The organism is Micromonospora sp. RTP1Z1 (assembly GCF_033804685.1).
Lineage (GTDB): Bacteria > Actinomycetota > Actinomycetes > Mycobacteriales > Micromonosporaceae > Micromonospora.
Genome location: NZ_JAPFQV010000004.1, coordinates 77,928 through 101,354, shown reverse-complemented (window position 1 = coordinate 101,354; position 23,427 = coordinate 77,928). Strand labels below are relative to the sequence as shown.

The 23,427-nt window shown below is 71.4% G+C and carries 20 protein-coding genes and 2 pseudogenes; 18 read left to right on the top strand and 4 right to left on the bottom strand.

The window, feature by feature from the left end; all coding sequences use genetic code 11:
* Positions 1 to 208: 208 nt before the first annotated feature.
* From SLP03_RS03635 to SLP03_RS03580, 12 genes are all read left to right on the top strand, one after another.
* Positions 209 to 1,459, top strand: coding sequence for a maltose ABC transporter substrate-binding protein (locus SLP03_RS03635; RefSeq protein ID WP_319459056.1), 1,251 nt, complete (start codon positions 209 to 211; stop codon positions 1,457 to 1,459).
* Positions 1,459 to 3,099: an ABC transporter permease subunit gene (locus tag SLP03_RS03630; protein ID WP_319459055.1), complete on the top strand. Its 1,641-nt coding sequence runs from the start codon at positions 1,459 to 1,461 to the stop codon at positions 3,097 to 3,099. Before SLP03_RS03635 ends, SLP03_RS03630 begins: the two co-directional genes overlap by 1 nt.
* Positions 3,096 to 3,995 carry a sugar ABC transporter permease gene (locus SLP03_RS03625; protein WP_319459054.1) on the top strand — a complete coding sequence of 300 codons (900 nt, stop codon included), beginning with the start codon at positions 3,096 to 3,098 and terminating at the stop codon, positions 3,993 to 3,995. Before SLP03_RS03630 ends, SLP03_RS03625 begins: the two co-directional genes overlap by 4 nt.
* Before the next feature lie 150 nt (positions 3,996 to 4,145).
* Positions 4,146 to 5,957, top strand: coding sequence for a glycoside hydrolase family 13 protein (locus tag SLP03_RS03620; protein ID WP_319459053.1), 1,812 nt, complete (start codon positions 4,146 to 4,148; stop codon positions 5,955 to 5,957).
* Positions 5,958 to 6,048: 91 nt separating this feature from the next.
* Positions 6,049 to 6,390, top strand: coding sequence for a hypothetical protein (locus SLP03_RS03615; RefSeq protein ID WP_319459052.1), 342 nt, complete (start codon positions 6,049 to 6,051; stop codon positions 6,388 to 6,390).
* A gap of 274 nt (positions 6,391 to 6,664) precedes the next feature.
* Positions 6,665 to 7,735 (top strand): BMP family ABC transporter substrate-binding protein, encoded by a 1,071-nt coding sequence (locus SLP03_RS03610; RefSeq protein WP_319459135.1) that lies wholly within the window; start codon positions 6,665 to 6,667, stop codon positions 7,733 to 7,735.
* Positions 7,736 to 7,934: 199 nt separating this feature from the next.
* Entirely contained in the window at positions 7,935 to 9,500 is a 1,566-nt protein-coding gene (locus tag SLP03_RS03605; RefSeq protein WP_319459134.1) for an ABC transporter ATP-binding protein, read from the top strand.
* Positions 9,497 to 10,831 (top strand): ABC transporter permease, encoded by a 1,335-nt coding sequence (locus SLP03_RS03600; RefSeq protein WP_319459051.1) that lies wholly within the window; start codon positions 9,497 to 9,499, stop codon positions 10,829 to 10,831. Before SLP03_RS03605 ends, SLP03_RS03600 begins: the two co-directional genes overlap by 4 nt.
* Before the next feature lie 3 nt (positions 10,832 to 10,834).
* Positions 10,835 to 12,115 (top strand): ABC transporter permease, encoded by a 1,281-nt coding sequence (locus SLP03_RS03595; protein ID WP_319459050.1) that lies wholly within the window; start codon positions 10,835 to 10,837, stop codon positions 12,113 to 12,115.
* Positions 12,116 to 12,128: 13 nt separating this feature from the next.
* The gene (locus SLP03_RS03590; RefSeq protein ID WP_319459049.1) at positions 12,129 to 12,833 is read left to right on the top strand and encodes a cytidine deaminase; all 705 of its coding nucleotides are present in this window, start codon (positions 12,129 to 12,131) and stop codon (positions 12,831 to 12,833) included.
* Between the two features lie 135 nt (positions 12,834 to 12,968).
* Complete coding sequence (locus SLP03_RS03585) at positions 12,969 to 14,249, top strand: thymidine phosphorylase (RefSeq protein ID WP_319459048.1); 1,281 nt, start codon at positions 12,969 to 12,971, stop codon at positions 14,247 to 14,249.
* Between the two features lie 111 nt (positions 14,250 to 14,360).
* The gene (locus SLP03_RS03580) at positions 14,361 to 15,041 is read left to right on the top strand and encodes a DUF4272 domain-containing protein (protein WP_319459047.1); all 681 of its coding nucleotides are present in this window, start codon (positions 14,361 to 14,363) and stop codon (positions 15,039 to 15,041) included.
* A 5-nt stretch (positions 15,042 to 15,046) separates the two neighbouring features.
* On the opposite strand, the pseudogene SLP03_RS31510 reads toward SLP03_RS03580, so the two are convergent.
* The 3 genes and pseudogenes from SLP03_RS31510 to SLP03_RS03570 all read right to left on the bottom strand — a co-directional run.
* Positions 15,047 to 15,619 (bottom strand): annotated as a pseudogene (locus SLP03_RS31510) (methyltransferase domain-containing protein); the annotation flags it as partial.
* Between the two features lie 104 nt (positions 15,620 to 15,723).
* Positions 15,724 to 15,979, bottom strand: a pseudogene (locus SLP03_RS31505) (putative RNA methyltransferase); the annotation flags it as partial.
* A 1-nt stretch (position 15,980) separates the two neighbouring features.
* On the bottom strand, positions 15,981 to 16,493 hold the full coding sequence (locus tag SLP03_RS03570) for a MarR family winged helix-turn-helix transcriptional regulator (protein ID WP_319459045.1): 513 nt from the start codon (positions 16,491 to 16,493) through the stop codon (positions 15,981 to 15,983).
* A 58-nt stretch (positions 16,494 to 16,551) separates the two neighbouring features.
* Here SLP03_RS03570 and SLP03_RS03565 point away from each other — a divergent pair, with 58 nt between their 5' ends.
* Genes SLP03_RS03565 through SLP03_RS03555 form a run of 3 tightly spaced genes read left to right on the top strand, consistent with a single transcriptional unit; the run spans position 16,552 to position 18,216 of the window.
* The gene (locus tag SLP03_RS03565; protein WP_319459044.1) at positions 16,552 to 16,674 is read left to right on the top strand and encodes a hypothetical protein; all 123 of its coding nucleotides are present in this window, start codon (positions 16,552 to 16,554) and stop codon (positions 16,672 to 16,674) included.
* On the top strand, positions 16,671 to 17,084 hold the full coding sequence (locus tag SLP03_RS03560) for a PPOX class F420-dependent oxidoreductase (protein ID WP_319459043.1): 414 nt from the start codon (positions 16,671 to 16,673) through the stop codon (positions 17,082 to 17,084). Before SLP03_RS03565 ends, SLP03_RS03560 begins: the two co-directional genes overlap by 4 nt.
* 55 nt (positions 17,085 to 17,139) lie before the next feature.
* The gene (locus SLP03_RS03555) at positions 17,140 to 18,216 is read left to right on the top strand and encodes an adenosine deaminase (RefSeq protein ID WP_319459042.1); all 1,077 of its coding nucleotides are present in this window, start codon (positions 17,140 to 17,142) and stop codon (positions 18,214 to 18,216) included.
* Here SLP03_RS03555 and SLP03_RS03550 read toward each other — a convergent pair whose 3' ends face one another.
* Positions 18,217 to 18,672 carry an ATP-binding protein gene (locus SLP03_RS03550; protein WP_319459041.1) on the bottom strand — a complete coding sequence of 152 codons (456 nt, stop codon included), beginning with the start codon at positions 18,670 to 18,672 and terminating at the stop codon, positions 18,217 to 18,219.
* Between the two features lie 342 nt (positions 18,673 to 19,014).
* On the opposite strand from SLP03_RS03550, the gene SLP03_RS03545 reads away from it, so the two are divergent.
* The 3 genes from SLP03_RS03545 to SLP03_RS03535 all read left to right on the top strand — a co-directional run bounded on the left by SLP03_RS03545 (position 19,015) and on the right by SLP03_RS03535 (position 23,426).
* The gene (locus tag SLP03_RS03545; protein ID WP_319459040.1) at positions 19,015 to 22,545 is read left to right on the top strand and encodes a nitrate- and nitrite sensing domain-containing protein; all 3,531 of its coding nucleotides are present in this window, start codon (positions 19,015 to 19,017) and stop codon (positions 22,543 to 22,545) included.
* Complete coding sequence (locus SLP03_RS03540) at positions 22,542 to 22,946, top strand: roadblock/LC7 domain-containing protein (RefSeq protein WP_089011242.1); 405 nt, start codon at positions 22,542 to 22,544, stop codon at positions 22,944 to 22,946. The genes SLP03_RS03545 and SLP03_RS03540 overlap by 4 nt, the downstream gene beginning before the upstream one ends.
* Positions 22,947 to 23,048: 102 nt before the next feature.
* On the top strand, positions 23,049 to 23,426 hold the full coding sequence (locus tag SLP03_RS03535; protein WP_319459133.1) for a DUF742 domain-containing protein: 378 nt from the start codon (positions 23,049 to 23,051) through the stop codon (positions 23,424 to 23,426).
* The last annotated feature ends 1 nt before the right edge of the window (position 23,427 follow it).

The following is a 23,427-nucleotide window of genomic DNA, read 5'->3' as shown; positions in this document are numbered from 1 at the left end:
TAGCTCAAGGGCAAGTTCTTGCGTACAGCCCTGCAATCTCTTCCATTCTCTGCAACCTCTTGCTAACGTCCCCGCAACATGCGCAACACGCGCAACAGGCGCAAGCAGCGGCGCAGAACCTTAGCGCCGGTTGGCAAGAACTTGAAGACGTTTTCCACTGGCGGGCCGCCCTTCCCCCGGCGGACCCGCCATGACGACAGGAGTACCGATGCGCATCCGTACCGCGGGTGTGGTCGCCGTTCTCGGCCTGGCGCTCGCCGCCTCAGGCTGCGGCAGCAGCAACGACAAGCCAGCCGCGAAGGAGTCCGCCAAGGCGGCGACCGGCGGCAAGCTGGTGATCTGGGCCGACGACAAGCGGACCGCCGCCCTCAAGCCGTTCGCCGAGCAGTTCGGCAAGGAGAACGGTGTCACCGTCGAGGTGCAGGCCGTCTCCAAGGACCTGCAGACCAACTTCGTCACCGCCTCACAGCAGGGCAGCGGCCCGGACGTCGTGGTCGGCGCGCACGACTGGATCGGCAACCTGGTGCAGAACGGCGCCATCGACCCGGTGCAGCTCGCCGCCGAGCAGAAGAGCGGCTTCAACGAGACCGCGATCAAGGCCGTGACCTTCAACGGCCAGCTCTACGGCGTCCCCTACGCCACCGAGAACGTGGCGCTCATCCGCAACACGGAGCTGGCCCCCGAGGCGCCGAAGACGATCGAGGACCTGGTCGCCACCGGCAAGAAGCTCAAGGCCGAGAAGAAGGCCAGCGAGATCCTCTGCCTCCAGTCCGGCCAGAACGGCGACGCGTACCACGTCTACCCGCTGTACACCTCGGGTGGTGGCTACCTCTTCGGCACCACGGCCAACGGCGACTACGACCCGAAGGACCTGGGCGTGGGCAAGCCGGAGTCGATCGCGGCCTTCCAGAAGATCGCGAAGCTGGGGGAGAAGGGCGACGGTGCGCTGAAGCGCTCCATCACGGGCGAGAACTCCATCGCCACCTTCACCGGCAAGAAGTGCGCCTTCCTGGTCTCCGGCCCGTGGGCCATCGCCGACGCCAAGAAGGCCAACATCAAGTACGACATCTCCCCGGTCCCCGGCTTTGCCGGTGGCAAGGAGGCCCAGCCGTTCGTGGGCGTCCAGGCGTTCTACGTCGCCGCCAAGGGCAAGAACAAGGCCCTGGCCCAGGAGTTCGTCACCAACTACGTGACCAAGCCGGAGCTGGCCGTGGCCCTGTACCAGGCCGAGCCGCGTCCGCCGGCGCTGACCGCCGCGTACGACCAGGTCAAGGGCACCGACCCGGACCTGGCCAAGTTCTCGGAGGCCGGTAAGAACGGCCAGGTGCTCCCGGCGATCCCGGCCATGGCCGCGATCTGGGACCCGTTCGGCAAGGCGGAAGCCGCGATCATCGGTGGCGCCGACCCGGCCAAGACGATCACCGGCGCTGGCAAGACCATCGCGGGTCAGATCAAGTAATGAGCACGTCGCTGTCCGGCCCGGAGCCTGCCATGCAGGCTCCGGGCCGGGAGCCCGTTCGCTCCGGGCTCCCGCGCACGTCCCGTACCGCGCGGAACCACGCGCCGATCACCGCGACCGGCCTCGTCGTCAAGGTGGTCCTGCTCGGCCTGGTGGCCGGCATCGCGATCTGGGTGGCCTTCCCGCTCATCGAAGCCAAGCTGTGGGTCGGCCTCGCCATCCTGCTGGCGACCACCGCCGGCCTCTTCTACCTCTACCTGACGCCGCGACACATCCCGGCGAAGTACCTGGTCCCCGGCACGCTCTTCCTGATCGCCTTCCAGATCTTTCCGGTGCTGTACACCGCGAGCACCGCCTTCACGAACTTCGCCGACGGCCACCGCGGCAGCAAGGACGACGCGGTCGTCGCCATCCAGAGCTCCTCGGTGAAGCAGGTCGCCGGCTCCGCCGAGTACGCCCTCTCCATCGCCACCAAGGGCGACCCGACGACGGGCCCGCTGGTCTTCCTGGTGACCGACCCGAAGACCGGCGCCGCCTCCGCCGGCGACGGCGAGGGGCTGCGCCAGCTCGACGCCGGCTCGGTCACGGTCGCCCCGGGCGGCAAGATCACCGCCGCCGACGGCTACACCGTGCTGAACTTCGGCCAGGCCAGCGTCCGGAGCAAGGAGATCACCGACCTGGTGGTGCCGACCCCCGGCGGCGCCCTGCGCTCCAACGGCCTGTCCCGCGCCTACGAGGGCAAGGCCATCCGGGCGTACGACGCCGGGTGTGACTGCATCAAGGACAGCGAGACCGACAGGACCTGGACCGCCGACGAGGCGGACGGCTCCTTCGTCGCCGCCGACGGCGAGCGGCTGACCCAGGGCTGGAAGGTCAATGTCGGGCTGCGGAACTTCAGCCGGGTGCTGACCGACCCGAACATCTCCGGCCCGTTCTTCGGCACCCTGGTCTGGAACTTCGCCTTCGCGATCGGCTCGACCGGGCTCACCTTCCTGCTCGGCATGGCCATCGCGCTCGCGCTGCACTCGCCCCGGATGCGCGGCACCAACCTCTACCGGGTGCTGCTGATTCTGCCGTACGCCATGCCGTCGTTCGCGATGCTGCTGGTCTGGCGGGACATGTTCAACACCGACTTCGGCCTGGTCAACAACCTGTTCGGCCTCGGCGTCGACTGGTTCGGCGAGGCCTGGTCGGCGCGGATCGCGGTGCTGCTGGTGCAGCTCTGGCTCGGCTATCCGTACATGTTCCTGGTGGCCACCGGCGCGCTCCAGGCGATCCCGCGCGAGCTGACCGAGGCCACCTCGGTCGATGGCGCATCGCCCTGGGCGTCCTTCAAGGCGGTCACCCTGCCGCTGCTGCTGGTGGCGCTCTCGCCGCTGCTGATCGCGTCGTTCGCGTACAACTTCAACAACATCAACGCGATCTGGCTGACCACCGAGGGTGGGCCGTTCCCGGCGGACAACCCGACCAACGGCGCGACCGACCTGCTCATCACCTACACCTACCGGCTGGCCTTCGGCGCTCAGGGCGCGGAGTTCGGCATGGCGGCGGCGGTCTCGATCTTCATCTTCGCGATCGTGGCCACGGTGTCGGCGATCAGCTTCCGCAGTACCCGCAAGCAGGAGGAGGTGTACTCGTGACGACCTACGCGGACGCTCCCGTCGCCAACCGCGACGCGAAGGGGAAGTCGAGGAGCCGCTGGTTCGCCCAGGTGGGCTGGCGGCACGTCGTCGGGGTGCTGGCGGTGGCGTTCAGTCTCTTCCCGATCCTGTTCGTGCTCTCCGCGGCGCTCAACCCACTCGGCACGCTCTCCTCCACGGAGCTGTTGCCGACCGGAGCGTCGTTCGAGAACTTCACGAACCTCTTCGAGAAGACGGCCTTCGCCCACTGGTTCGTCAACTCGCTGCTGATCGCCGGGACGGCCGCCTTCGTGTCGATCTTCCTGTCGTCGCTCGCGGCGTACGCGTTCTCCCGGATGCGCTTCGCCGGCCGGCGGTTCGGGCTGCTCACGCTGCTGCTGATCCAGATGTTCCCGCAGTTCCTGGCGATCGTGGCGATCTTCCTGATCTTCACCACGGTCACCGACCTGTGGCCCTCGATCGGCTTCAACACGCCGTGGGGTCTCTTCCTGCTCTACATGGGTGGCGCGCTCGGCGTGAACACCTGGCTGATGAAGGGCTTCTTCGACACCCTGCCGAGGGAACTGGACGAGTCGGCGACCATGGACGGCGCCACGCACGCCCAGGTCTTCTTCCGGATCATGCTGCCGCTGGTGGCGCCGATCCTGGCGGTGACCGCGCTGCTCTCGTTCATCGGCACGATCAACGAGTTCATGATCGCCAACGTGTTCCTCACCAACACCAACTCGAAGACCCTCGCGGTCGGCATGTTCGGCCTGGTGGCCGGTGAGCGCAACAACAACTTCGGGATGTTCGCGGCGGGCACCCTGCTCACCGCCATCCCCACGGTGCTGGTGTTCCAGCTCCTCCAGCGCTACATCGTCTCCGGCCTGACGGCTGGAGCGGTCAAGGGATGAATCGGAGGGGTTGCCGCTCACCGTCGTGCGCGAGGTGAGCGGTGCCACTCCGCACGCCTGGCGCCGGGCCACCGGAGCAGTCACGGGCTGGCCGCCGCGGCGGCGGACCCCTTCCTCCTCCCCCGTCCGACGACGTGAAAGGCCCCCGTCATGTCCCTGCAGTCGCACCATGATGGATCCGCGACCTACGTACCCGAGCAGGAGCCCGTGCTCGGGCAGACCGTGCCGGTCTTCGTCCGGGTCCCCGAGGGTGCCGACGTGCACCAGGTGCACGTCCGGACCACCGGCGACGGCGAGCCCCGCTTCGCCGAGGCCACTGTGGACCGACGCGACGGCGGCGACGTGTGGTGGCGGGCCGACGTCGAGGTCCGCAACCCGGTCAGCAACTACCGGTTCATGCTCGCCGGCGGCAGGGGCCACCGCTGGCTGAACGCGGCCGGCCTGGTCGACCACGACGTGCCGGACAACGGCGACTTCAAGCTGGTCAGCTACGCGCCGCCGCCGACCTGGGCGCGGGACGCGGTGATCTACCAGATCTTCCCGGACCGGTTCGCCCGGTCCGCCGCCGCCGACGGCCGGACCGCGCCGGACTGGGCCATCCCCTGTGACTGGGACACCCCGGTGATCGGGCGCGGCCCCGAGACGCCGTACCAGTTCTACGGCGGCGACCTGGACGGCATCACCGAGCGGCTGGACCACCTGGACCGGCTCGGCGTGAACACCGTCTACCTCACCCCGATCTTCCCGGCCCGCTCCAACCACCGGTACGACGCGGCCAGCTTCGACACCGTCGACCCGCTGCTCGGCGGGGACGCGGCGCTGGTCCGGCTCGCCGACGCGGTCCGCGCCCGGGGTTGGCGGCTGCTCGGCGACATCACCAGCAACCACACCGGGGACGCGCACGAGTGGTTCACCACCGCCGCCTCCAACGTGCGCGCGCCCGAGCGGGAGCTGTACTACTTCGACGAGGCGACCGGCGACCACGAGTCCTGGAACGGGGTCAGGTCGCTGCCGAAGCTGAACTGGGGCAGCGCGGAACTGCGCCGGCGCTTCGCCACCGCCGAGGACTCGCTGCTGCGCCGCTGGCTGCGCCCGCCGTACGGACTGGACGGCTGGCGGGTCGACGTGGCCAACATGACCGGCCGGCGGGGCGCGGACGCGTACACCCACGAGGTGGCGCGACTGCTGCGCGAGGTGGTCGTCGACACCCGGCCCGACGGGCTGCTGCTCGCCGAGCACGGCCATGACCACACCGGCGACCTGGACCGGGACGGCTGGCACGGCACGATGAACTACGTCGGCTTCACCGACCCGGTCTGGTCCTGGCTGCGGCTTGGTGACGCCCCGGTGCCGAACTTCCTGGGCACTCCCGGCGGGGTTGCCCGGCGGGACGCGGGCGCGGTGCTGGCCACCATGAACACCTACCGGTCGCTGATCTCCTGGCGGTCGTACGCGCACTCGTGGCAGCTGCTCGGCTCGCACGACTCGGCGCGGATCCGGACCGTGGTCGGTGACGCCGCCCGGCAGGAGGTCGCCGCCGGTCTGCTCGCCGCCATGCCGGGCACTCCGGTGATCTTCGCCGGCGACGAGCTGGGCCTGACCGGCACCAACGGGGAGGGCTCGCGGACCCCGATGCCGTGGCACCGGCCGGAGAGCTGGGACCAGCGGACCTTCGCGGCGTACCGGTCGCTGTTGGCGCTGCGCCGGGGCGAGCCCGCGTTGCGTCACGGCGGCCTGCGCTGGGTGCACGCCGACGCGGACACCCTGGTCTTCCTGCGGGAGGCGCCGACCGGCTCGGTGCTGGTGCTGGCCCGCCGTGCGGCCGGTGCCCCGGTCCGGCTGGCCGGCCTGCCGGCCGGGGAGAACGTCCATGGCGGCGCGCCCGCTCTGCGCCCCGACGCCCAGGGCGCGGTCACCCTCCCCGCCGACGGCCCCACCTTCCAGGTCTGGCGCCTCGCCTGACCCGGGCGGGCGGCCGGCCGAGGTCACGGTATGAGCTCGGCTCGGCGGGCCGCCTACTACAAACCGTCGTTGATGGGGGAGGATGGCCGCCGTGGAAGCTCTTCGGCTGGTACTTCTCTACGTCCATCTGATCGGGTTCGCGCTGCTGCTCGGCGGCTCGATCGCCCAGTACGTCAGCGGTCGGCTGCGGATCAACCCGGCCATGCTGTGGGGCTCGGTGATCGGTCTGCTGACCGGCCTGGGCCTCTCCGCCCCGCTGCGCGACGGTCACGAGCCGGCGCCCGCCAAGCTTGTTACCAAGTTGGTGCTCGCGCTGCTCATCTTCGTCATGGTCTTCTTTTCCCGTAAGCGGGAATCGGTCAACCGTGGCCATTTCCTCGCGATTGTCGGGTTGACCCTGGTCAACGCGGCGGTGGCGGTCTTCTGGCGGTAGCTTCGGAAGCAGTGGGAGGGCACGGGAACCGGACGTTCGCGACACCGCGCCGGGATGATAGCGACACGAATAGTGACCTGCCCCACGCAAGGGTTACGTAGGGGTAACAGGCACTCAACGTTCGTGCACGATTGTCGGTCGGTGGGTGGGCGCGGGCGTACGCTCCCGTCCGTAACGTGGGACGCCGGCGGCAAGAGCAGGCCGGCTCAAGGGCTGCCACCGCTGAGAACGCGGTGTGCAATGGGAAGGAGACGTCTTGCGCTCTGTGCGTGGGATGCGGATCGCCTCCGCTTTCGTGGCGGGTGGACTCGTGCTGGGCGCCGCCGCGTGTGGTGAGGCCCCGAAGAAGGACAACAACGCCGGTGGCAACGGCGCCAAGAAGTACAGCGCCTGCATGGTGACCGACATCGGCGGCATCGACGACAAGTCGTTCAACACCTCGGCCTGGAAGGGCCTGCAGGAGGCCAAGCAGGCCAACGACAACATCGACATCAAGTACGTCGCGTCGAAGGCCGAGGCGGACTACGAGGTCAACCTGACCGGGTTCGTCAACCAGAAGTGCGACTTCATCCTGGCCGTCGGCGGCCTGATGTCGGACGCCACCAAGAAGGCCGCGACCGCGAACCCGAACCAGCAGTTCGGCATCGTCGACTCCAACCCGGGCATGGACAACGTCTACCCGATGCAGTTCGACACCGCGCAGGCCGCCTTCCAGGCCGGTTACGTGGCTGCCGGGATGAGCAAGTCCGGCAAGGTCGGCACCTACGGCGGTCTGCCGATCCCGCCGGTGACCATCTTCATGGACGGCTTCGCCGACGGCGTCGCGTACTACAACAAGGCCAAGGGCAAGAACGTCCAGGTCCTCGGTTGGAACAAGGCGACCCAGAAGGGTTCCTTCACCAACGACTTCGTCAAGCAGGACGAGGGCAAGAAGGTCTCCGACGCGCTGGTCGCCCAGGGCGCGGACATCATCATGCCGGTCGCCGGTGGCTCGGGCCTCGGCACCACCGACGCCGCCCAGAAGTCCGGCGGCAAGTACTCGGTGATCTGGGTGGACGTCGACGGTTGCGACAGCACCCCGAACTGCCCGGCGCTGGTGACCACGGTCGTCAAGAACATCCCGGACGCCGTCAAGGAGGCCGTGCTCAAGGCCGCCGGTGGTGAGAAGCTCCAGGCCAAGCCGGGCTTCGTCGGCACCCTGGCCAACAACGGCGTCTCGATCGCCCCGTACCACGACTTCGACAGCAAGGTCCCGGCGGACCTCAAGGCCGAGGTCGACAAGATCAAGGCGGACATCGCCGCCGGCACCATCACGGTCACCTCGAAGGCCCAGCCGACCAAGTGACCTGTCCGCCGACCGCCGCGGTGAGATCATCGGCAGCGGAGGCCGGCGGGCACCAGGCATTACGATCCGGCCGCCTCGGCGTACGCGGGGACACCCGCGCCGCCGGGGCGGCCGATCCGCTCCACCCCGGGCCGGGGCCGGCTCGGCGTCCCGCGGCAGCAGCTACGCTGCACCATCGCTCGCACTCCAGGAGGTTGCGCTGAGACTCGAACTGCGCGGCATCACCAAGCGGTTCGGTGATCTGGTCGCCAACGACCACATCGACCTGACGGTGGAGCCTGGAGAGATCCACGCCCTGCTCGGCGAGAACGGCGCCGGCAAGTCGACCCTGATGAACGTGCTCTACGGGCTCTACCAGCCCGACGAGGGCGAGATCCTGGTCGACGGCAAGCCGCTGAAGCTGAAGGGCCCGTCGGATGCCATCGCGGCCGGGATCGGCATGGTGCACCAGCACTTCATGCTGGTGCCGGTCTTCACCGTGGCCGAGAACGTCATGCTCGGCGCCGAGCAGGTCCGGGGCGGCATCGCCGGCTTCCTGGACCGGCGGCGCGCCCGGCGCGAGGTCGCCGAGGTCTCCGAGCGGTACAACCTCCGGGTCGACCCGGACGCGGTGATCGAGGACCTCCCGGTCGGCATCCAGCAGCGGGTGGAGATCGTCAAGGCGCTCACCCGCGACGTCGACCTGCTGATCCTGGACGAGCCGACCGCGGTGCTCACCCCGCAGGAGACCGAGGAACTGCTCACCGTCATGCGGTCGCTCAAGGCCGCCGGCAAGTCGATCGTCTTCATCACCCACAAGCTGGGCGAGGTGAAGGCGATCGCGGACCGGATCACCGTCATCCGGCGCGGGAAGACCGTCGGCACCGCCTCGCCGACCGCCAGCCGGGACGAGCTGGCCGCGCTGATGGTCGGCCGCAGCGTCCGGCTGACCGTGGACAAGCAGCCCGCCACCCCGGGCCGGCCGATCCTGGAGGTCGCCGGCCTGGTCGTCGACGACGACCGGCAGATCCGTGCGGTCGACGGCGTCGACCTGACCGTGCACGCCGGCGAGGTCCTCGGCGTCGCGGGCGTCCAGGGCAACGGCCAGACCGAGCTGATCGAGGCGATCATGGGCCTGCGGCCGGCGCTCGCCGGGACGGTGACCCTCGACGGCGAGGCCGTGCACGGCTGGTCGACCAAGAAGGTGCTCCGCGCCGGCGTCGGCTACGTGCCCGAGGACCGCAGCGTCGACGGCCTGGTCAAGGAGTTCTCCGTGGCGGAGAACCTGGTGCTGGACATCTACGACCGGCCGCCCTTCGGCAAGGGTCTGTCGCTGAAGCCGGACGCCATCGCGAAGTCGGCGAAGGAGCGGATCGAGCAGTTCGACATCCGTACCCCCTCGGCCGAGGCCGCGGTGGGCACCCTCTCCGGCGGCAACCAGCAGAAGGTGATCGTGGCCCGGGAGCTGTCCCGGCCGCTGAAGCTCTTCATCGCCGCCCAGCCCACCCGTGGCGTCGACGTCGGCTCGATCGAGTTCATCCACAGCCGGGTGATCCGGGAGCGGGACGTCGGCACCGCGGTCATGGTCGTCTCCAGCGAGCTGGACGAGGTGATCGGCCTGGCCGACCGGATCGCGGTGATGTACCGGGGCCGGATCATCGGCATCGTCGGCCCGGACACCCCGCGCGAGGAGATCGGCCTGCTGATGGCCGGCATCACCCCGGAGACGGCCGGCGAGCCCGGCGGCACGGCCCCCGAGGGCCCTGGTAACGAGGACGAGGCATGAGCAACCCGAACCCGGTGTCGGGCTCCCCGGACAAGGAGCCGGCGACCGAGTCCCAGGCGGCGCAGAACGCGGTCGGCAACACCGACCGCGCGGCGACGACCGCCACCGCCCCGAAGCGGCCCGAGGAGCAGCCCCGCCCCTCGTTGGGTCGGCTGTTCCTGGACAACCTCTGGGCCGCCAACACGGTCACCGTCACCGTGCTCGCGGTGGTCCTGGCGATGCTTGTCGGCGCCGTGCTGATCATCGTCTCCGACCCGGAGGTGCTGGCAACCTACAGCTACATCACCGCCCGGCCGGCCGACGCGCTCACCTCCAGCTGGACCGTGGTCAGCGAGGCGTACGCGAACCTGTTCAAGGGCGCGATCTTCGACCCGGAGGCGTCCGGCTTCACCGCCGCGATGGGCCCGATCTCGGAGACGCTCACCTACACCGCGCCGCTGGTCTTCACCGGCCTCTCGGTCGCGCTCGCCTTCCGCGGCGGCCTGTTCAACATCGGCTCCCAGGGCCAGGCGACCATCGGCGTCATCCTCGCCGCGGTTGCCGGCTTCGCGCTGCCGCTGCCGCCGGTGCTGCACCTGCTCGTCGCGCTGATCGCCGGCGCGGCCGGCGGCGCGCTCTGGGGCTTCATCCCCGGCATCCTCAAGGCGCGGACCGGCGCCCACGAGGTGATCAACACGATCATGCTCAACTACGTCGCGGTCTACTTGCTGTCCTGGATCATCGTCCAGAACGGGGTGCACAACCCGAACCGCGCCGACGCGATCAGCAAGCCGGTCGAGTCCTCCGCCCAGCTGCCCCGGCTGCTCGGCGACAACCTGCGGGTGCACGCCGGCATCCTGCTCGCGGTGCTGGTCACCTGGTTCGTCGCCTGGCTGCTGACCCGCTCCACGCTCGGCTTCGAGCTGCGCGCGGTCGGGGAGAATCCGGACGCCGCCCGGACCGCGGGCATCAGCGTCACCAAAACGTACGTGCTGGTCATGGTGATCTCGGGTCTGCTGGCCGGCCTCGGCGGGTCGAACATGGTGCTCGGCTCGACCGCGGACGCGCTGACCCCGCAGGTGGTCGCGCAGATCGGCTTCGACGGCATCCTGGTCGCGCTGCTCGGCCGGGTGAAGCCGTGGGGCGTGCTGCTCGCCGCGCTGCTCTTCGGGGCGCTGCAGGCCGGCGGCAACCGGATGCAGTCCTACTCGGGGATCTCCCTGGAGCTGGTCACCGTGCTCCAGGCGCTGATCGTCATCTTCATCGCCGCACCGGCCCTGGTGAAGGCGATCTTCCAGCTCCGGGCCGCCCGCGCCGCCCGGTTGCAGACGAGCCTGGCGAAGGGCTGGTAAGGCATGTCCACCACGGCTGTCCCCGACGTCGCCGTCACAGGAGTCGACGAGGGCTTCTGGACGCGGACCCGCAAGACGGGTGCCGTCCTGCTGGCGCTGGGCGTGCTCGCGGCGGTGCTCTTCGGGGCGCTCGCCACCGACCAGCAGGCCCGGTTCACGCTCAGCGAGACCGAGGGCGGCGCCGCCCTGGAGATCAACGGCACCATCGGCGCCATCCTCTTCGGGATCATCGCCGCCGCGGCCGGCGGCGCGCTGCTGGCCGGCGTGCCGAAGCGCTGGTTCGGCCTGCTGCTCGGCGTCGGGCTGGTCGCCTTCGTGCTGAGCTTCCTCTGCTGGCAGGTCTCCGCCGCTCCCGAGGGCCGCAACTTCATGCCGCTGGTCAACATCGTCCGGGGCACCTTCATCCTGGCCCTGCCGCTGATCTTCGGCGCGCTGGCCGGGGTGCTCTGCGAGCGGACCGGCGTGGTGAACGTGGCGATCGAGGGCCAGCTGCTGATGGGCGCCTTCGCCGGCGCCCTCTTCGGCAGCCTCTCCGGCAACGTCTGGGTGGGGCTGGTCGCCGCCGCGATCGGCGGCGCGTTCATCTCGCTGCTGCTCGCCGTCTTCGCCATCCGCTACCTGGTCGACCAGGTGGTCATGGGCATCGTGCTCAACCTGCTGGCGGTCGGCATCACCGGCTTCCTCTACGAGCGGCTGATGCAGACCGACGCGCAGAAGTACAACAGCGCGCCCCGGTTCGGCAACTGGGAGATCCCGCTGCTCAAGGACATCCCGCTGATCGGCCCGGCGCTCTTCCGGGGCAACATCTTCCTCTACCTCGGCCTGCTGCTGGTGCTGGTCATCCACATCGCGCTGTTCCGGACCCGGTGGGGCCTGCGGACCCGGTCGGTCGGCGAGCATCCCACCGCCGCCGACACCGTGGGCGTCAAGGTGCTCGGGTTGCGCTACCGAAACGTGATCATGGCCGGGATGGTCGCCGGCATCGGCGGCGCCTCGTACACGCTGGCTTTCTACTCCTTCACCAAGAACATGATCGGCGGTAAGGGCTTCATCGCCCTGGCCGCGCTGATCTTCGGCCGGTGGAGCCCGACGGGCGCGCTGCTCGCGGCGCTCTTCTTCGGCTTCGCCGACCAGCTCGCCACCTACCTCGGCGCGATCGGCAGCAGCATCCCCAGCCAGTTCCTGGCGATGCTGCCGTACCTGGCGACGATCCTGGCGGTGGCCGGGCTGGTCGGCCGGGTCCGGGCGCCGGCGGCGGACGGCAAGCCGTACATCAAGGGCTGACGGGGGTAAGCACGTGGAGATCGACTGGGAGCGACTGCGGGCCGCGGCCACTGAGGCGATGCGGCACGCGTACGCGCCGTACTCGAAGTTCCCGGTCGGGGCGGCCGCCCTGGTCGACGACGGCCGGGTGGTGGTCGGCTGCAACGTGGAGAACGCCGCGTACGGCGTCACCCTCTGCGCCGAGTGCGGGGTGGTCACCTCGCTGCACGCCACCGGCGGTGGCCGGCTGGTCGCCATGTCCTGCGTCGACGCCAACGGTGAGCCGCTGATGCCCTGCGGCCGGTGCCGGCAGTTGCTCTGGGAGAACGGTGGCCCGGAGTGCCTGGTCGAGACGAAGGGCCGGCCGCTGCGGATGGCCGAGCTGCTGCCGCACGCCTTCGGCGTGGAGGACCTGGAGGCCGTCGTCGGCGAGACCCCGGTGCCGGTGGTGCCGGAGCGGCTGGCCGCCTGGCGGGGGCGGGGCACCGTCTTCGTCCACCCGGACCTCTCCGCCGGGCAGCAGGTCTGGACGGGGTACTGGGAGCGGTCCGCCGGGGACACCGAGGGCGCCCAGACCGGCGTGCTGGAGGAGGGCCCGACCTGGGACGACCCGGCGGAGGCGATCGCCTGGGGGCTGGCCCGTACGCCCCGGGTGGTGGTGGTCGACGCGGCCGGCGCCATCTTCTGGGCGGGCGAGGGTGAGCCGCCGATGGAGATACCTGATCGCTGGGGTGGCTGAGCTTGGGGGCTGGGGCCGACCGTGCCCGGCTCCGGGCGGTCAGGCTTGATCCCTCCGCCGGTCACGGTCGGCCCCAGCCCTCGGTGGTCGCGGTCCGTGGGTCGGTATCGCAACGACTTGAGAAGGAACTCAAAGGTGAGTGCTTTTAGGGCGGTTGACGTCATCCGGGCCAAGCGGGACGGGGGCGTGCTGAGCGACGGCCAGATCGACTGGGTGGTCGACGCGTACACCAAGGGGCTGGTGGCCGACGAGCAGATGTCGGCGCTGGCCATGGCGATCCTGCTGCGCGGCATGACCGCGCCGGAGATCGCCCGGTGGACCGCCGCAATGATCGCCAGCGGGGAACGGTTGGACCTGTCGTCGGTGTCCCGGCCGACCGTGGACAAGCACTCCACCGGCGGCGTCGGCGACAAGATCACCCTGCCGCTCACCCCGCTCGTCGCCGCCTGCGGCGGCGCGGTGCCGCAGCTGAGCGGGCGCGGGCTGGGCCACACCGGCGGCACCCTCGACAAGCTGGAGTCGATCCCCGGCTGGCGGGCCGCGCTGAGCAACGACGAGTTCATCGACCAGCTCCGCGACGTCGGCGCGGTGATCTGCGCGGCCGGTGATGGACTGGCCCCGGCGGACCGCAAGCTGTACGCGTTGCGCGACGTCACCGCCACCGTCGAGGCCATCCCGCTGATCGCCAGCTCGATCATGAGCAAGAAGATCGCCGAGGGCACGGGCGCCCTGGTGCTCGACGTGAAGGTCGGCTCCGGCGCGTTCATGAAGTCCGTGGGCGACGCCCGCGAGCTGGCCCGGACCATGGTCGAGCTGGGCGGCGCGCACGGGGTGAAGACGGTCGCCCTGCTCACCGACATGTCCACCCCGCTCGGCCTGACCGTCGGCAACGCGCTGGAGGTGACCGAGTCGGTCGAGGTGCTGGCCGGCGGTGGCCCGGCCGACGTGGTGGAGCTGACCCTGGCCCTGGCCCGGGAGATGCTGACCGCGGCCGGCCTGCCGGACGCCGATCCGGCGGCGGCGCTGCGCGACGGCCGGGCGATGGACGCCTGGCGGGCGATGATCCGGGCGCAGGGTGGCGACCCGGATGCGCCGCTGCCCACGGCCAACGAGATCGAGGTGGTCCACGCCACCGAGGACGGCTTCGTAGCTGCCGTCGACGCGTACGCCATCGGGGTGGCCGCGTGGCGGCTCGGCGCCGGGCGGGCCCGCAAGGAGGACCCGGTGAGCATCCCGGCCGGGGTGGTGCTGCACAAGCGTCCCGGCGACCCGGTGCGCGCCGGTGACCCGCTCTACGAGCTGCGCGCCGAGCACGCGGAGCGGATCCCGGCGGCGCTCGCCGAGGCGGAGCGGGCGGTGCGGATCGCGCCGGACGCGCCGACGGCGGCGCCGTTGGTGATCGAGCGCATCGGCTGATCAATTCCGGTCGGGAGGTGCCGTGGTGCCGGCCACCCGGAGCCGCTATCCTCCCTGCCCAGGGGGGACAGACCGGCGATGAGCCGTTGCGAGCAGACAGGGACCTGAGCCGTGCGCGTATCCGCCCCCGATCCCCGGGCCGTCCGTGAGGCGAGCCTCGACGAGCTGTCCCGGCTGGGCCTGCCCCTTCCGCCGTCCCAGTTCCCGCTGGTGTGGGAGCCGGGCGACGAGATCGAGCTGCGACCCACCGTCGAGATCGAGGCCCGGATCGCGGTGCTGCATGTGATCCTCGCCCGGTGCTTCGGGATGCCCCCGCAGGCGGCGATGAGCTGGCTGCTGGGCTCGCACCTGGTGGACATGGTGACGCCGCCGGAGTGGCAGTTCGTGATGGGCGGCAAGGGCGACCACCGGTCGTTCGTGCTGCACCACGACGCGCTCTTCTCGCTGTGCTGGGTGCTCGGGCTGACCAAGCAGCTCGACCCGACGGTGCCGGTGGACGAGCGGCTGGTGGAGCGGATGCCGCACGTCGCCGGGGGGGAGACGTTCGCCGGGTGGCGGTCGCGGATCCTGGCCGCCCCGCAGCACCCCGCCGACGCGGCGGCCCTGCTCGATCTGCACTACTGCCTGGACTGGGCGTACCTGGAGACGGAGCGGGCCGGCCGGCGGCCGCCCGGGCTGGTGGACGCGAACGCGATCGGGCAGCGCCGCTGGGCGCTGGAGTGGGCGGTGATCCTCCGCGGCCCGTACCACGACGAGCCGCCCGGCTGGGAAGAGGTCGACCTCTCCACCTGACCGGGTCAGCGTGGCCGGTGCACGCCCAGCCGGACCGCGACCGTCACCGGGATCGGCTCGGGCAGGGCGGCGATCCGGTCGGCGAGCCGGGCCGGGTCGGTGTGCCAGGCGCTCGGGCCCATCCCGACCAGGGTGGCCACCTCCGTCCGGGTGAGGGCGAGCCGGGTCCGGCGCTCGCTGCTCGACTCCTGCGTGAAGTGTCCGGCCAGGCTGCCGGCGACCCGGTCGGCCTTGGCCGGGTCCACCCTGAGCAGGTCCAGGGCGTCGACCAGTTCGACCAGGTGGTCCTCGGCCGGGGTGACCACCAGCAGCGCGCCCGCCGGGTCGAGCACCCGGTGGAACTCCGCGCCGTTGCGTGGGGCGAAGACGTTCAGCAGCACGGTGGTGGAGGCGTCGGCCAGTGGCAGCCGTTGCCACGTGTCGGCGAGCGCCGCGACCGCGCGCGGGTGGGCCCGGGCCGCGCGGCGCAGCGCCGGCTTGGAGACGTCCAGAGCCAGACCGACGGCGTCGGGCAGCGCCGCCAGCACCGCCGCGAGGTAGCGGCCGGTCCCGGCGCCGGCATCCACCACCAGCGGGTACGGGGTGCCGCCACCGTCCGCCGGGCCCCGGCCCGCGGCCGGCGCGGGTGTTACTGCGGGAACCACCTCCGGCGCGGACGGCGACCAGCCGGACACGATCTCGCCGGCGGTCGTGGCGAGGGCGGCGGCGATGGTGTCGTAGGGGCCGGCGGCGAGGAAGTCGGCGCGGGCGGCGACCATCTCGGCGCTGTCCCCGGCGTGCGGGGCGCGGCCGGCGCGCAGGTTGACGGACCCCTGGCGGGCGAGGTCGAAGCTGTGCCGGCGCGGGCAGCGCAGCGCGCGGGCGGTACCCGCGGTGACCTCGGCCAGGGGATCGCCGCAGACCGGGCAGCGCAGCCGGTCGAGGATGCGGGCGTCCATGTCAGGCCTCCGGGCCGGCGGAGGTCGGGGCGACGCGACGGCCCTGGTCGTCACCGGCGGGCGCGGTGAGGTGTTCGACCACCCGGTGGGTCAGCGCGCCGAGCGCCTCGACCTCCTCGGGGGTGAGCAGGTCGACCAGGTGCCGGCGGACGGCGGCCACGTGCCCGGGGGCGGCGGCCTCGATGGCCTGCCGCCCGGCGGGGGTCAGCGCGACCACCGAGCCGCGGCCGTCGGACGCGCACTCCTCGCGGGTGACCAGGCCGCGCTGCTGCATCCGGGTCAGGTGGTGGGAGAGCCGGCTGCGGGACCAGAGCATCCGGTCGGCCAGTTCGCTGAGGCGCAGCCGCTGGTCGGGCGTCTCGGAGAGGTCGGAGAGGACGTCGTAGTCCGGCTCGGAGAGCCCGGCGTCCTGCACCAGCTCGCGGGCCAGTTCCAGGTCGAGCAGGCGACGCATCCGGCGGTAGCCGCGCCAGGCCCGCTCCTCCCGCTCGTCCAACCAGCGTGGGGCGTCCATGCCGACGATCCTAACCCAGTTGTTGACATGTCATCGAAACCGCCCTAAGTTCGGTGACATGTCGACAAGATCGCCCGTACGGCTGATCCGCCCGCTGCTCGGGCTGGTCCTCTCCGGCGCCAGCGTGGCACTGATGGTCCGCGCGGACGCCGCCCTCGCGCCGCTGCGGGTGGCGGCGTGAGCGCCCGGCTGTGGGAGCTCTTCGGCGAGCGGGGGCGCGGGGTGGTGGTCACCCTGCGCCGGGACGGCCGGCCGCAGCTGTCGAACGTCGACTACCTCGCCGAGCCCGGGCTGATCCGCTGCTCCACCACCGGCGACCGGGCGAAGGTCCGCAACCTGCGCCGCGACCCCCGGGCCAGCTTCCACGTGACGACCGCCGACGGCGGGGCGTACGCGGTGGCCGAGGGCACGGTGACCCTCACCCCGCCCGCCGCGGCCGTCGACGACGCCACCGTCGACGAGCTGGTGGAGGTCTACCGGCGGATCCGCGGCGAGCACCCCGACTGGGCGGAGTACCGGGCGGCGATGGCGGCCGACGGTCGCCTGGTGATCCGCCTCGCGGTCGAGCGGGTGTACGGCTGGCGCCCCTGACCCGCCCGCCCCGGTCCCGTCCCGCCCCACAGCCAGCGGTGACTAATGTCTGAGCATGGTCGCAATCCGGTACGAGGACATCGTCAAGGTCCCCAAGGCGCTGCTGCACGATCACCTGGACGGCGGTCTGCGGCCCGCGACGATCGTCGAGCTGGCCGCCGAGGTCGGCCACGAGCTGCCCGCCACCGAACCGGATGCGCTGGGTCGCTGGTTCGTCGAGGCGGCCAACTCGGGCTCGTTGGAGCGCTACCTGGAGACCTTCGCGCACACCGTGGCGGTGATGCAGACCGCGTCGGCGCTGCGCCGGGTCGCCCGGGAGTGCGCGCTCGACCTGGCCGCCGACGGGGTGGTCTACGCCGAGGTCCGGTTCGCCCCGGAGCAGCACCTCGAACAGAACCTGACCCTGGACGACGTGGTCGAGGCGGTCGTCGCCGGGTTCGTGGAGGGAAGCGCGCAGGCCGCCGAGGCGGGCACGCCGATCCGGGTCGGCACCCTGCTCACCGCGATGCGGCACGCGGCCCGCTCGCAGGAGATCGCCGAGCTGGCCGTCCGGCACCGGGACGCCGGCGTGGTCGGCTTCGACATCGCCGGCGCGGAGGCGGGCTTCCCGCCCACCCGGCACCTGGACGCCTTCGAGTACCTCCAGCGGGAGAACTTCCACTTCACGATCCACGCCGGTGAGGCGTTCGGGCTGCCGTCGATCTGGCAGGCGATCCAGTGGTGCGGCGCCGACCGGCTCGGCCACGGGGTGCGGATCGTCGACGACATCACCCCGGGCCCGGAGCCGGTGCTCGGCCGGCTGGCCGCGTACGTGCGGGACAAGCGGATCCCGCTGGAGCTGTGCCCGTCGTCGAACGTGCAGACCGGCGCGGCCCCCTCGATCGTGGAGCACCCGATCGGGTTGCTGCGGGACCTGCGCTTCCGGGCAACGGTCAACACCGACAACCGGCTGATGAGCGGGACGTCGATGTCGCGGGAGATGGCGCTGCTGGTGGAGGCCTTCGGCTACGGCTGGAAGGAACTCCAGTGGTTCACCATCAACGCGATGAAGAGCGCCTTCATCCCGTTCGACGAGCGGCTGAGGATCATCGACGAGGTGATCAAGCCGGCATACGCGAAGCTGGTCGGCTGATCAGTGCTGGTGCGGGTGGCCGGCGAGCAGCGCGGCCACCCGGTGCAGCACATCCCGGGCCCGGGCCGCCTCCGCGCCCAGCCCGGTCTGCCGGCGCAGCACCGCCGGCTCGGCGCGGAGCAGGGCCACCCCGCGGCTCAGCACCACCCGGGGCGCCTTGCGCTGCTCGGCCAGGTCGCGGGCGAGCCGGCGGAGGAAGGTCGCCCCGCGCGGCCGGCGCAGCGCGTACGCCCCGGCCAGAAGGCCGCGGCGTCGGCACTCCTCGACGATCTCGGCGGCGAAGATCCCTTCGGCGACGAAAAGTGGCGATCCGGCGACATCGAATGGCCGGGTGGTCACCCGACGGTCCGCGCCGATCGCATAAACCGGCACTTCGGCCTTGCCGTACCGGGCAAGTCGGGCAATTGTTTCCACTGCCGTCTCGGCGTCCCAGGAACTGGGTGACTCCCAGTCCACCTGTCCGTTCCGATGCGGCAACGTAGGGTCATCGCCGTCCTTGTAGAAGTCGTCCAGGCAGAGGACAGGAAGTCCGGTTCGATGCGCAATATACGACTTTCCGGAACCGGAAGGGCCGGCAAGCAGGACGACGCGGTGACGATTTTCCATTACTTTGAGCGACTCCGGACGGACGGATTGCTATCAAATTGCATCAACATCTCATCACACCTCCGGCGAGGGAGAACCTGGGCTTTCTCTTTGCGGGGCGGCGTGATGGAATCTCGGAGGTCCGACCCGCCGGGTCGGTCGCTCCGCGTTGCTCTAGGGCGACGCGCGGACTTGTGATGCGAGGGCGGTGACGTGAGCAAACGGCCACAGACGGCGGGCTCCTTCCTGTCGCGTCTGCGCCGGCCGGCCAGCCGGCTCCGCGACATGCCGATCTGGTCCAAGCTCGGTCTGATCATGATCGTGCCGACCATCGCCACGGTCGTGGTCGGCGCCACTGGTCTGGTGGACCACCTGGGGACGCTCAACAATGCCAACCGAACCGGAGACCTGGCCACCCTGGTCAGCTACTCCGGTGACCTGGTCGACAGGCTGCAGGACGAGCGGACCGCCGCCGTGCTGCTGCTGAGCGCCGACAAGGGGGACAAGAAGCGGCCCGACGCGTACCAGCAGGTGAACGAGGACGTCGACCAGGTCAAGGACCGGTACTCGCAGCAGCGCGGCCAGCTGAACGGCCTGCCCGCCACGCTGCAGAACCTCCTCGACGGGATCGACCAGAAGCTCGAAGAACTGCCCGGCACCCGCAGTCAGGTCTTCAACGGCAAGTTCACGCTCACTCAAGCGAACCAGGCGTACGACGGCCTGATCAGCGACCTGCTGGCGATCCGCGACTCGAGCTCCCAGCTCGCTGGCGACAGCGACCTGAGCGACCGGATGCGCGCCGCCGCCGCCATCGCCCACAACAAGGAGTTCGTCTCCCAGCGCCGGGTGGTCGTGCACCGCGCACTTATCCTCCACAAGCTCAGCCCGACCCTGCGCAAGGACTACATCAGCAGCGTCACCGCCGAGCAGCAGGCGCTGGAGTCCTTCACCGCCATCGCCAATCGGTCCGAGGCCGAGTTCTACCAGCAGACCGTCGCCGGGGCCGACCTGCGCGAGGTGCTCTCCTACCAGGGCCAGATCAGCGGCAACGAGACCGGGGACCTGTCGACCATCTCCTTCCTGCCTGACCAGTGGGACACCGCGATGGTCGACAACGCCAAGCTGATCCGTACCGTCGAGTCGAAGCTCGACGGCGAGGTGGTCAAGCAGGCCGACGGCCTCCGCTCGGACGTGCAGCGCCAGGTCTTCCTGGAGACCGGCCTGCTGCTGAGCGTGCTGCTGCTGGCGATCCTCTTCGCGTACCTGGTCGCCCGCTCGATGGCCCGGTCGCTGCGCGACCTGCGGCAGGGCGCCCTCTCGGTGGCCCAGTACGGCCTGCCGCAGGCGGTGGCCCGGCTGCGCGACCCGCAGGTCGTCGGCCAGCTCTCCCCGGTGCAACTGGCCAACCAGATCGCCGAGCCGCTGCCCGTCCGGAGCAGGGACGAGTTCGGCCAGGTGACCGAGGCGTTCAACGCCGTCCACCTGGAGGCGGTCCGGACCGCCGCCGAGCAGGCCGCGCTGCGCGCCTCCGTCGCGACGATGTTCGTCAACCTGGCCCGCCGTTCGCAGATCCTGGTCGACCGGCTGATCGGTCACCTGGACCGGCTGGAGCGCGGCGAGGAGGACCCGGACCGGCTGGCCGAGCTGTTCCAGCTCGACCACCTCGCCACCCGGATGCGCCGCAACGACGAGAACCTGCTGGTCCTCGCCGGTGCCGACTCGACCCGTGTGCAGCGGGAGCCGGCCGCCCTGATCGATGTGTTTCGCGCCGCGCAGTCCGAGGTGGAGCACTACACCCGGATCGAGTTCGGCGTGATCGACCGGGACATCGAGGTCGCCGCGCACGCGGTCAACGACCTGGTGCACCTGGTCGCCGAGCTGTTCGACAACGCCACCGCCTTCTCCCCGCCGGACTCGCAGGTCATGGTGGAGGCCCGGCGGGTGGGCGACCGCGCCTCGCTGTACGTCGAGGACCGGGGCATCGGCATCAGCGGCGAGCAGCTGCGTGACCTCAACGAGCGGCTCGCGACGCCGCCGCAGGTGGACGTGGCCGTATCCCGGATGATGGGTCTGGTCGTGGTCGCCCGGCTGGCGTCCCGGCACGGCGTCAAGGTCGAGCTACGGCCCGGCGCCGACCGGGGCACCCTCGCCGACGTCACGCTGCCCTCCTCCGTCCTGGTGCCGCGCGCCCTCTCCGGGCGGGGGCAGCAGCCCCCGGCGCTCCCCGCGGCGACCGGCCCGGCGCCGGCCTTCGGCGGTCCCCAGGCGGTCGGCCCGGCTCCCACCCTCGGCGCCCTGGCGGCTCTGGGCCACGCCCCGAACACGCCGCCGGCCCCGCGCCCCGGCGAGTCGGGCAACCAGGTGACCCTCGGCGGTCGCCCGTTCGACCCGGCCCCGCGCAACGGCTCCGGCGCCCCGGCCCCGGCCGGGGGAATGCCCTCGATTCCCGCCTGGTCGGACCTCACCGGCGCCAGCGGGACCAACGGCGGAGACTCGTACACGCCACGGAACTCCAACGGCCAGCCGATCGACCCGCTGCCCCAGCGACGCAACGGCGGTGACGGCGACCCCGCCGGCACCGGTACGCAGCCGGCGATCCCGCGGCAGCTGCCCAGCAGCCCGGAGACGCGTCCGTACAACCCGCCGCCGGTCTCCGCCCCGCCGCTGCCGCCGGTCTCCGGCGTGCCGGTGTCGGCGTCCCCGGTGTCCGGTTATCCGGTGTCCGGCCAGCCGGTCTCCGGCCAGCCGGTGTCGGCGGCGCCCGCGCCGGGTCGGCCCGTCTCCGCGTCGCCCATGGGCCAGTGGTCGCCGCAGGCTCCGCCGGCCCCCGCGCCGAGCGCCGCCGCGCCGCCGGTCTGGCCGCCGGTTGCCGCGCCCGACCGGGACGCGGCCACCCCGCCGGTGCCGGAGCGGCTCGCGGCCGCCCTGGACATGACGACCGAGCTGCCCCGGGTGCCGCGCCCGGAGGCCGCTCCGCCGGCCGCCATGCCGCCCGCAGTCAACCGGCCGCCGGCCGTCAACCGGCCGCCGGTCGCGAACCGGCCGCCGACTCCGCAGCAGGCCGGGAACCGCCAGCGGTACGCGGACGAGACGATGGAGCTGCCGATCTTCCGGGAGCTCGAGTCGGCGTGGTTCCGCACCCGCCGGCCCGGGCCGGAGGAGGCCGCCGCCGCCGCCGCTCCGGCCGCCCCGGCGAACGGCGCCGCGACCCAGCAGTTCGCCAAGGTGGACGTCGTCGGTCGGGCCGTCCAGCAGACACCACCCGGGACGACAGGTAGCGCACCGATGGCACACACTCCGACGGCCGGTGGAGCGCCGCGCGACACCGGCACGGCCACGAACGGTGGTGCCCGCCCCGGTCCCGCCGAGGCGCTGCCGACCCGTCGACCGCAGCAGCCGCCAGCCGGTGGCTGGCAGACCGCGGCCGACGACGGCTGGCGGGCCGCCTCGGCGGCCACCGAGGTGCCGGTGGAGGAGACCACCCAGAAGGGGCTGCCCAAGCGGACGCCGATGGCGCAGCTGGTCCCGGGCGGCCTGGACAAGCCGTCGGCCTCGGTGCAGCGCCGGACGCCGGAAGGCGTACGGGGCCTGCTCTCGGCCTACCATCGGGGCGTGCAGCGGGGGCGTACCAACCCGACCGACAGCAACTCGACCGGCCCGGCGGCGACCCCGGGCGGGCAGCAGTCCTCGCAGTCTGGCTCAGGCCCGGTGGCCGGGAGCGGGCAGAAGGAGCAACAAGGATGACTACTACGCAGGATCTCGGATGGCTGTTGGCCAACTTCGCCGACCGGGTGCCCGGTGTCGCGCACGCGGTCGCCGTCTCCGCGGACGGCCTGCTCCTCGCGTCGTCTCGTGACCTTCCGCGGGACCGGGCGGACCAGCTGGCCGCGATCTCGTCCGGACTGGTCAGCCTGACCCAGGGCGCCGCCCGCTGCTTCGAGGGCGGGGCGGTCCTGCAGACCGTCGTGGAGATGGACAACGGCTTCCTGTTCCTCATGTCCATCTCGGACGGCTCGTCGTTCGCGGTCCTGGCCGCGCGGAGCTGCGACGTCGGGCAGGTCGGCTACGAGATGGCCCTGCTCGTCGACCGGGTGGGCGACGCATTGACCCCGCAGCCGCGTACGGCTGTCGGAATGATGGGCTGACCGAGCTGACCAGCGGGTCGGCACCGCAGGAACGACACAACAACAACGACGGGAACCACCGGGCGAGAGCCGGTGCCGGGTGCGAAGGAGGTGAGCGGCGACATGGTCGATCGTGACGAACCGACCGGAGCATTGGTCCGTCCATACGCCGTGACCCGTGGTCGTACCCGTCCCCGGCTCGACATCGCCTTGGAGGCGCTCGTCGAGACGACGGTGCGCGGCCGGACTGCTGCCAGTGGTAATGGCGGCCAAGGTCGAGAGCACCAGTACATTGCCGCGCTGTGTGACGGTCGTGTGCAGTCGCTCGCCGAAATCGCGGCGCGGCTGCAACTTCCGCTCGGCGTGGCCCGGGTGCTCATCGCCGACATGGCGACGGATGGCCTGGTCGCGGTCCACGAGCCGACCATTTTGGACGACTCCGACGACGCGGTGGGCACTGAACTGCTGGAGAGGGTGCTGAGTGGACTTCGCAGGCTCTGAC

Bases quoted from the DNA above. Each gene is read 5' to 3' on its own strand.
- SLP03_RS03555 (WP_319459042.1), top strand. From the start codon at position 17,140: ATGGTCGCAATCCGGTACGAGGACATCGTCAAGGTCCCCAAGGCGCTG.
- SLP03_RS03610 (WP_319459135.1), top strand. From the start codon at position 6,665: ATGCGGATCGCCTCCGCTTTCGTGGCGGGTGGACTCGTGCTGGGCGCC.
- SLP03_RS03595 (WP_319459050.1), top strand. From the start codon at position 10,835: ATGTCCACCACGGCTGTCCCCGACGTCGCCGTCACAGGAGTCGACGAG.
- SLP03_RS03540 (WP_089011242.1), top strand. From the start codon at position 22,542: ATGACTACTACGCAGGATCTCGGATGGCTGTTGGCCAACTTCGCCGAC.
- SLP03_RS03620 (WP_319459053.1), top strand. From the start codon at position 4,146: ATGTCCCTGCAGTCGCACCATGATGGATCCGCGACCTACGTACCCGAG.
- SLP03_RS03630 (WP_319459055.1), top strand. From the start codon at position 1,459: ATGAGCACGTCGCTGTCCGGCCCGGAGCCTGCCATGCAGGCTCCGGGC.
- SLP03_RS03565 (WP_319459044.1), top strand. From the start codon at position 16,552: ATGTCGACAAGATCGCCCGTACGGCTGATCCGCCCGCTGCTCGGGCTG.
- SLP03_RS03570 (WP_319459045.1), bottom strand. From the start codon at position 16,493: ATGGACGCCCCACGCTGGTTGGACGAGCGGGAGGAGCGGGCCTGGCGC.
- SLP03_RS03600 (WP_319459051.1), top strand. From the start codon at position 9,497: ATGAGCAACCCGAACCCGGTGTCGGGCTCCCCGGACAAGGAGCCGGCG.
- SLP03_RS03635 (WP_319459056.1), top strand. From the start codon at position 209: ATGCGCATCCGTACCGCGGGTGTGGTCGCCGTTCTCGGCCTGGCGCTC.
- SLP03_RS03535 (WP_319459133.1), top strand. From the start codon at position 23,049: ATGGTCGATCGTGACGAACCGACCGGAGCATTGGTCCGTCCATACGCC.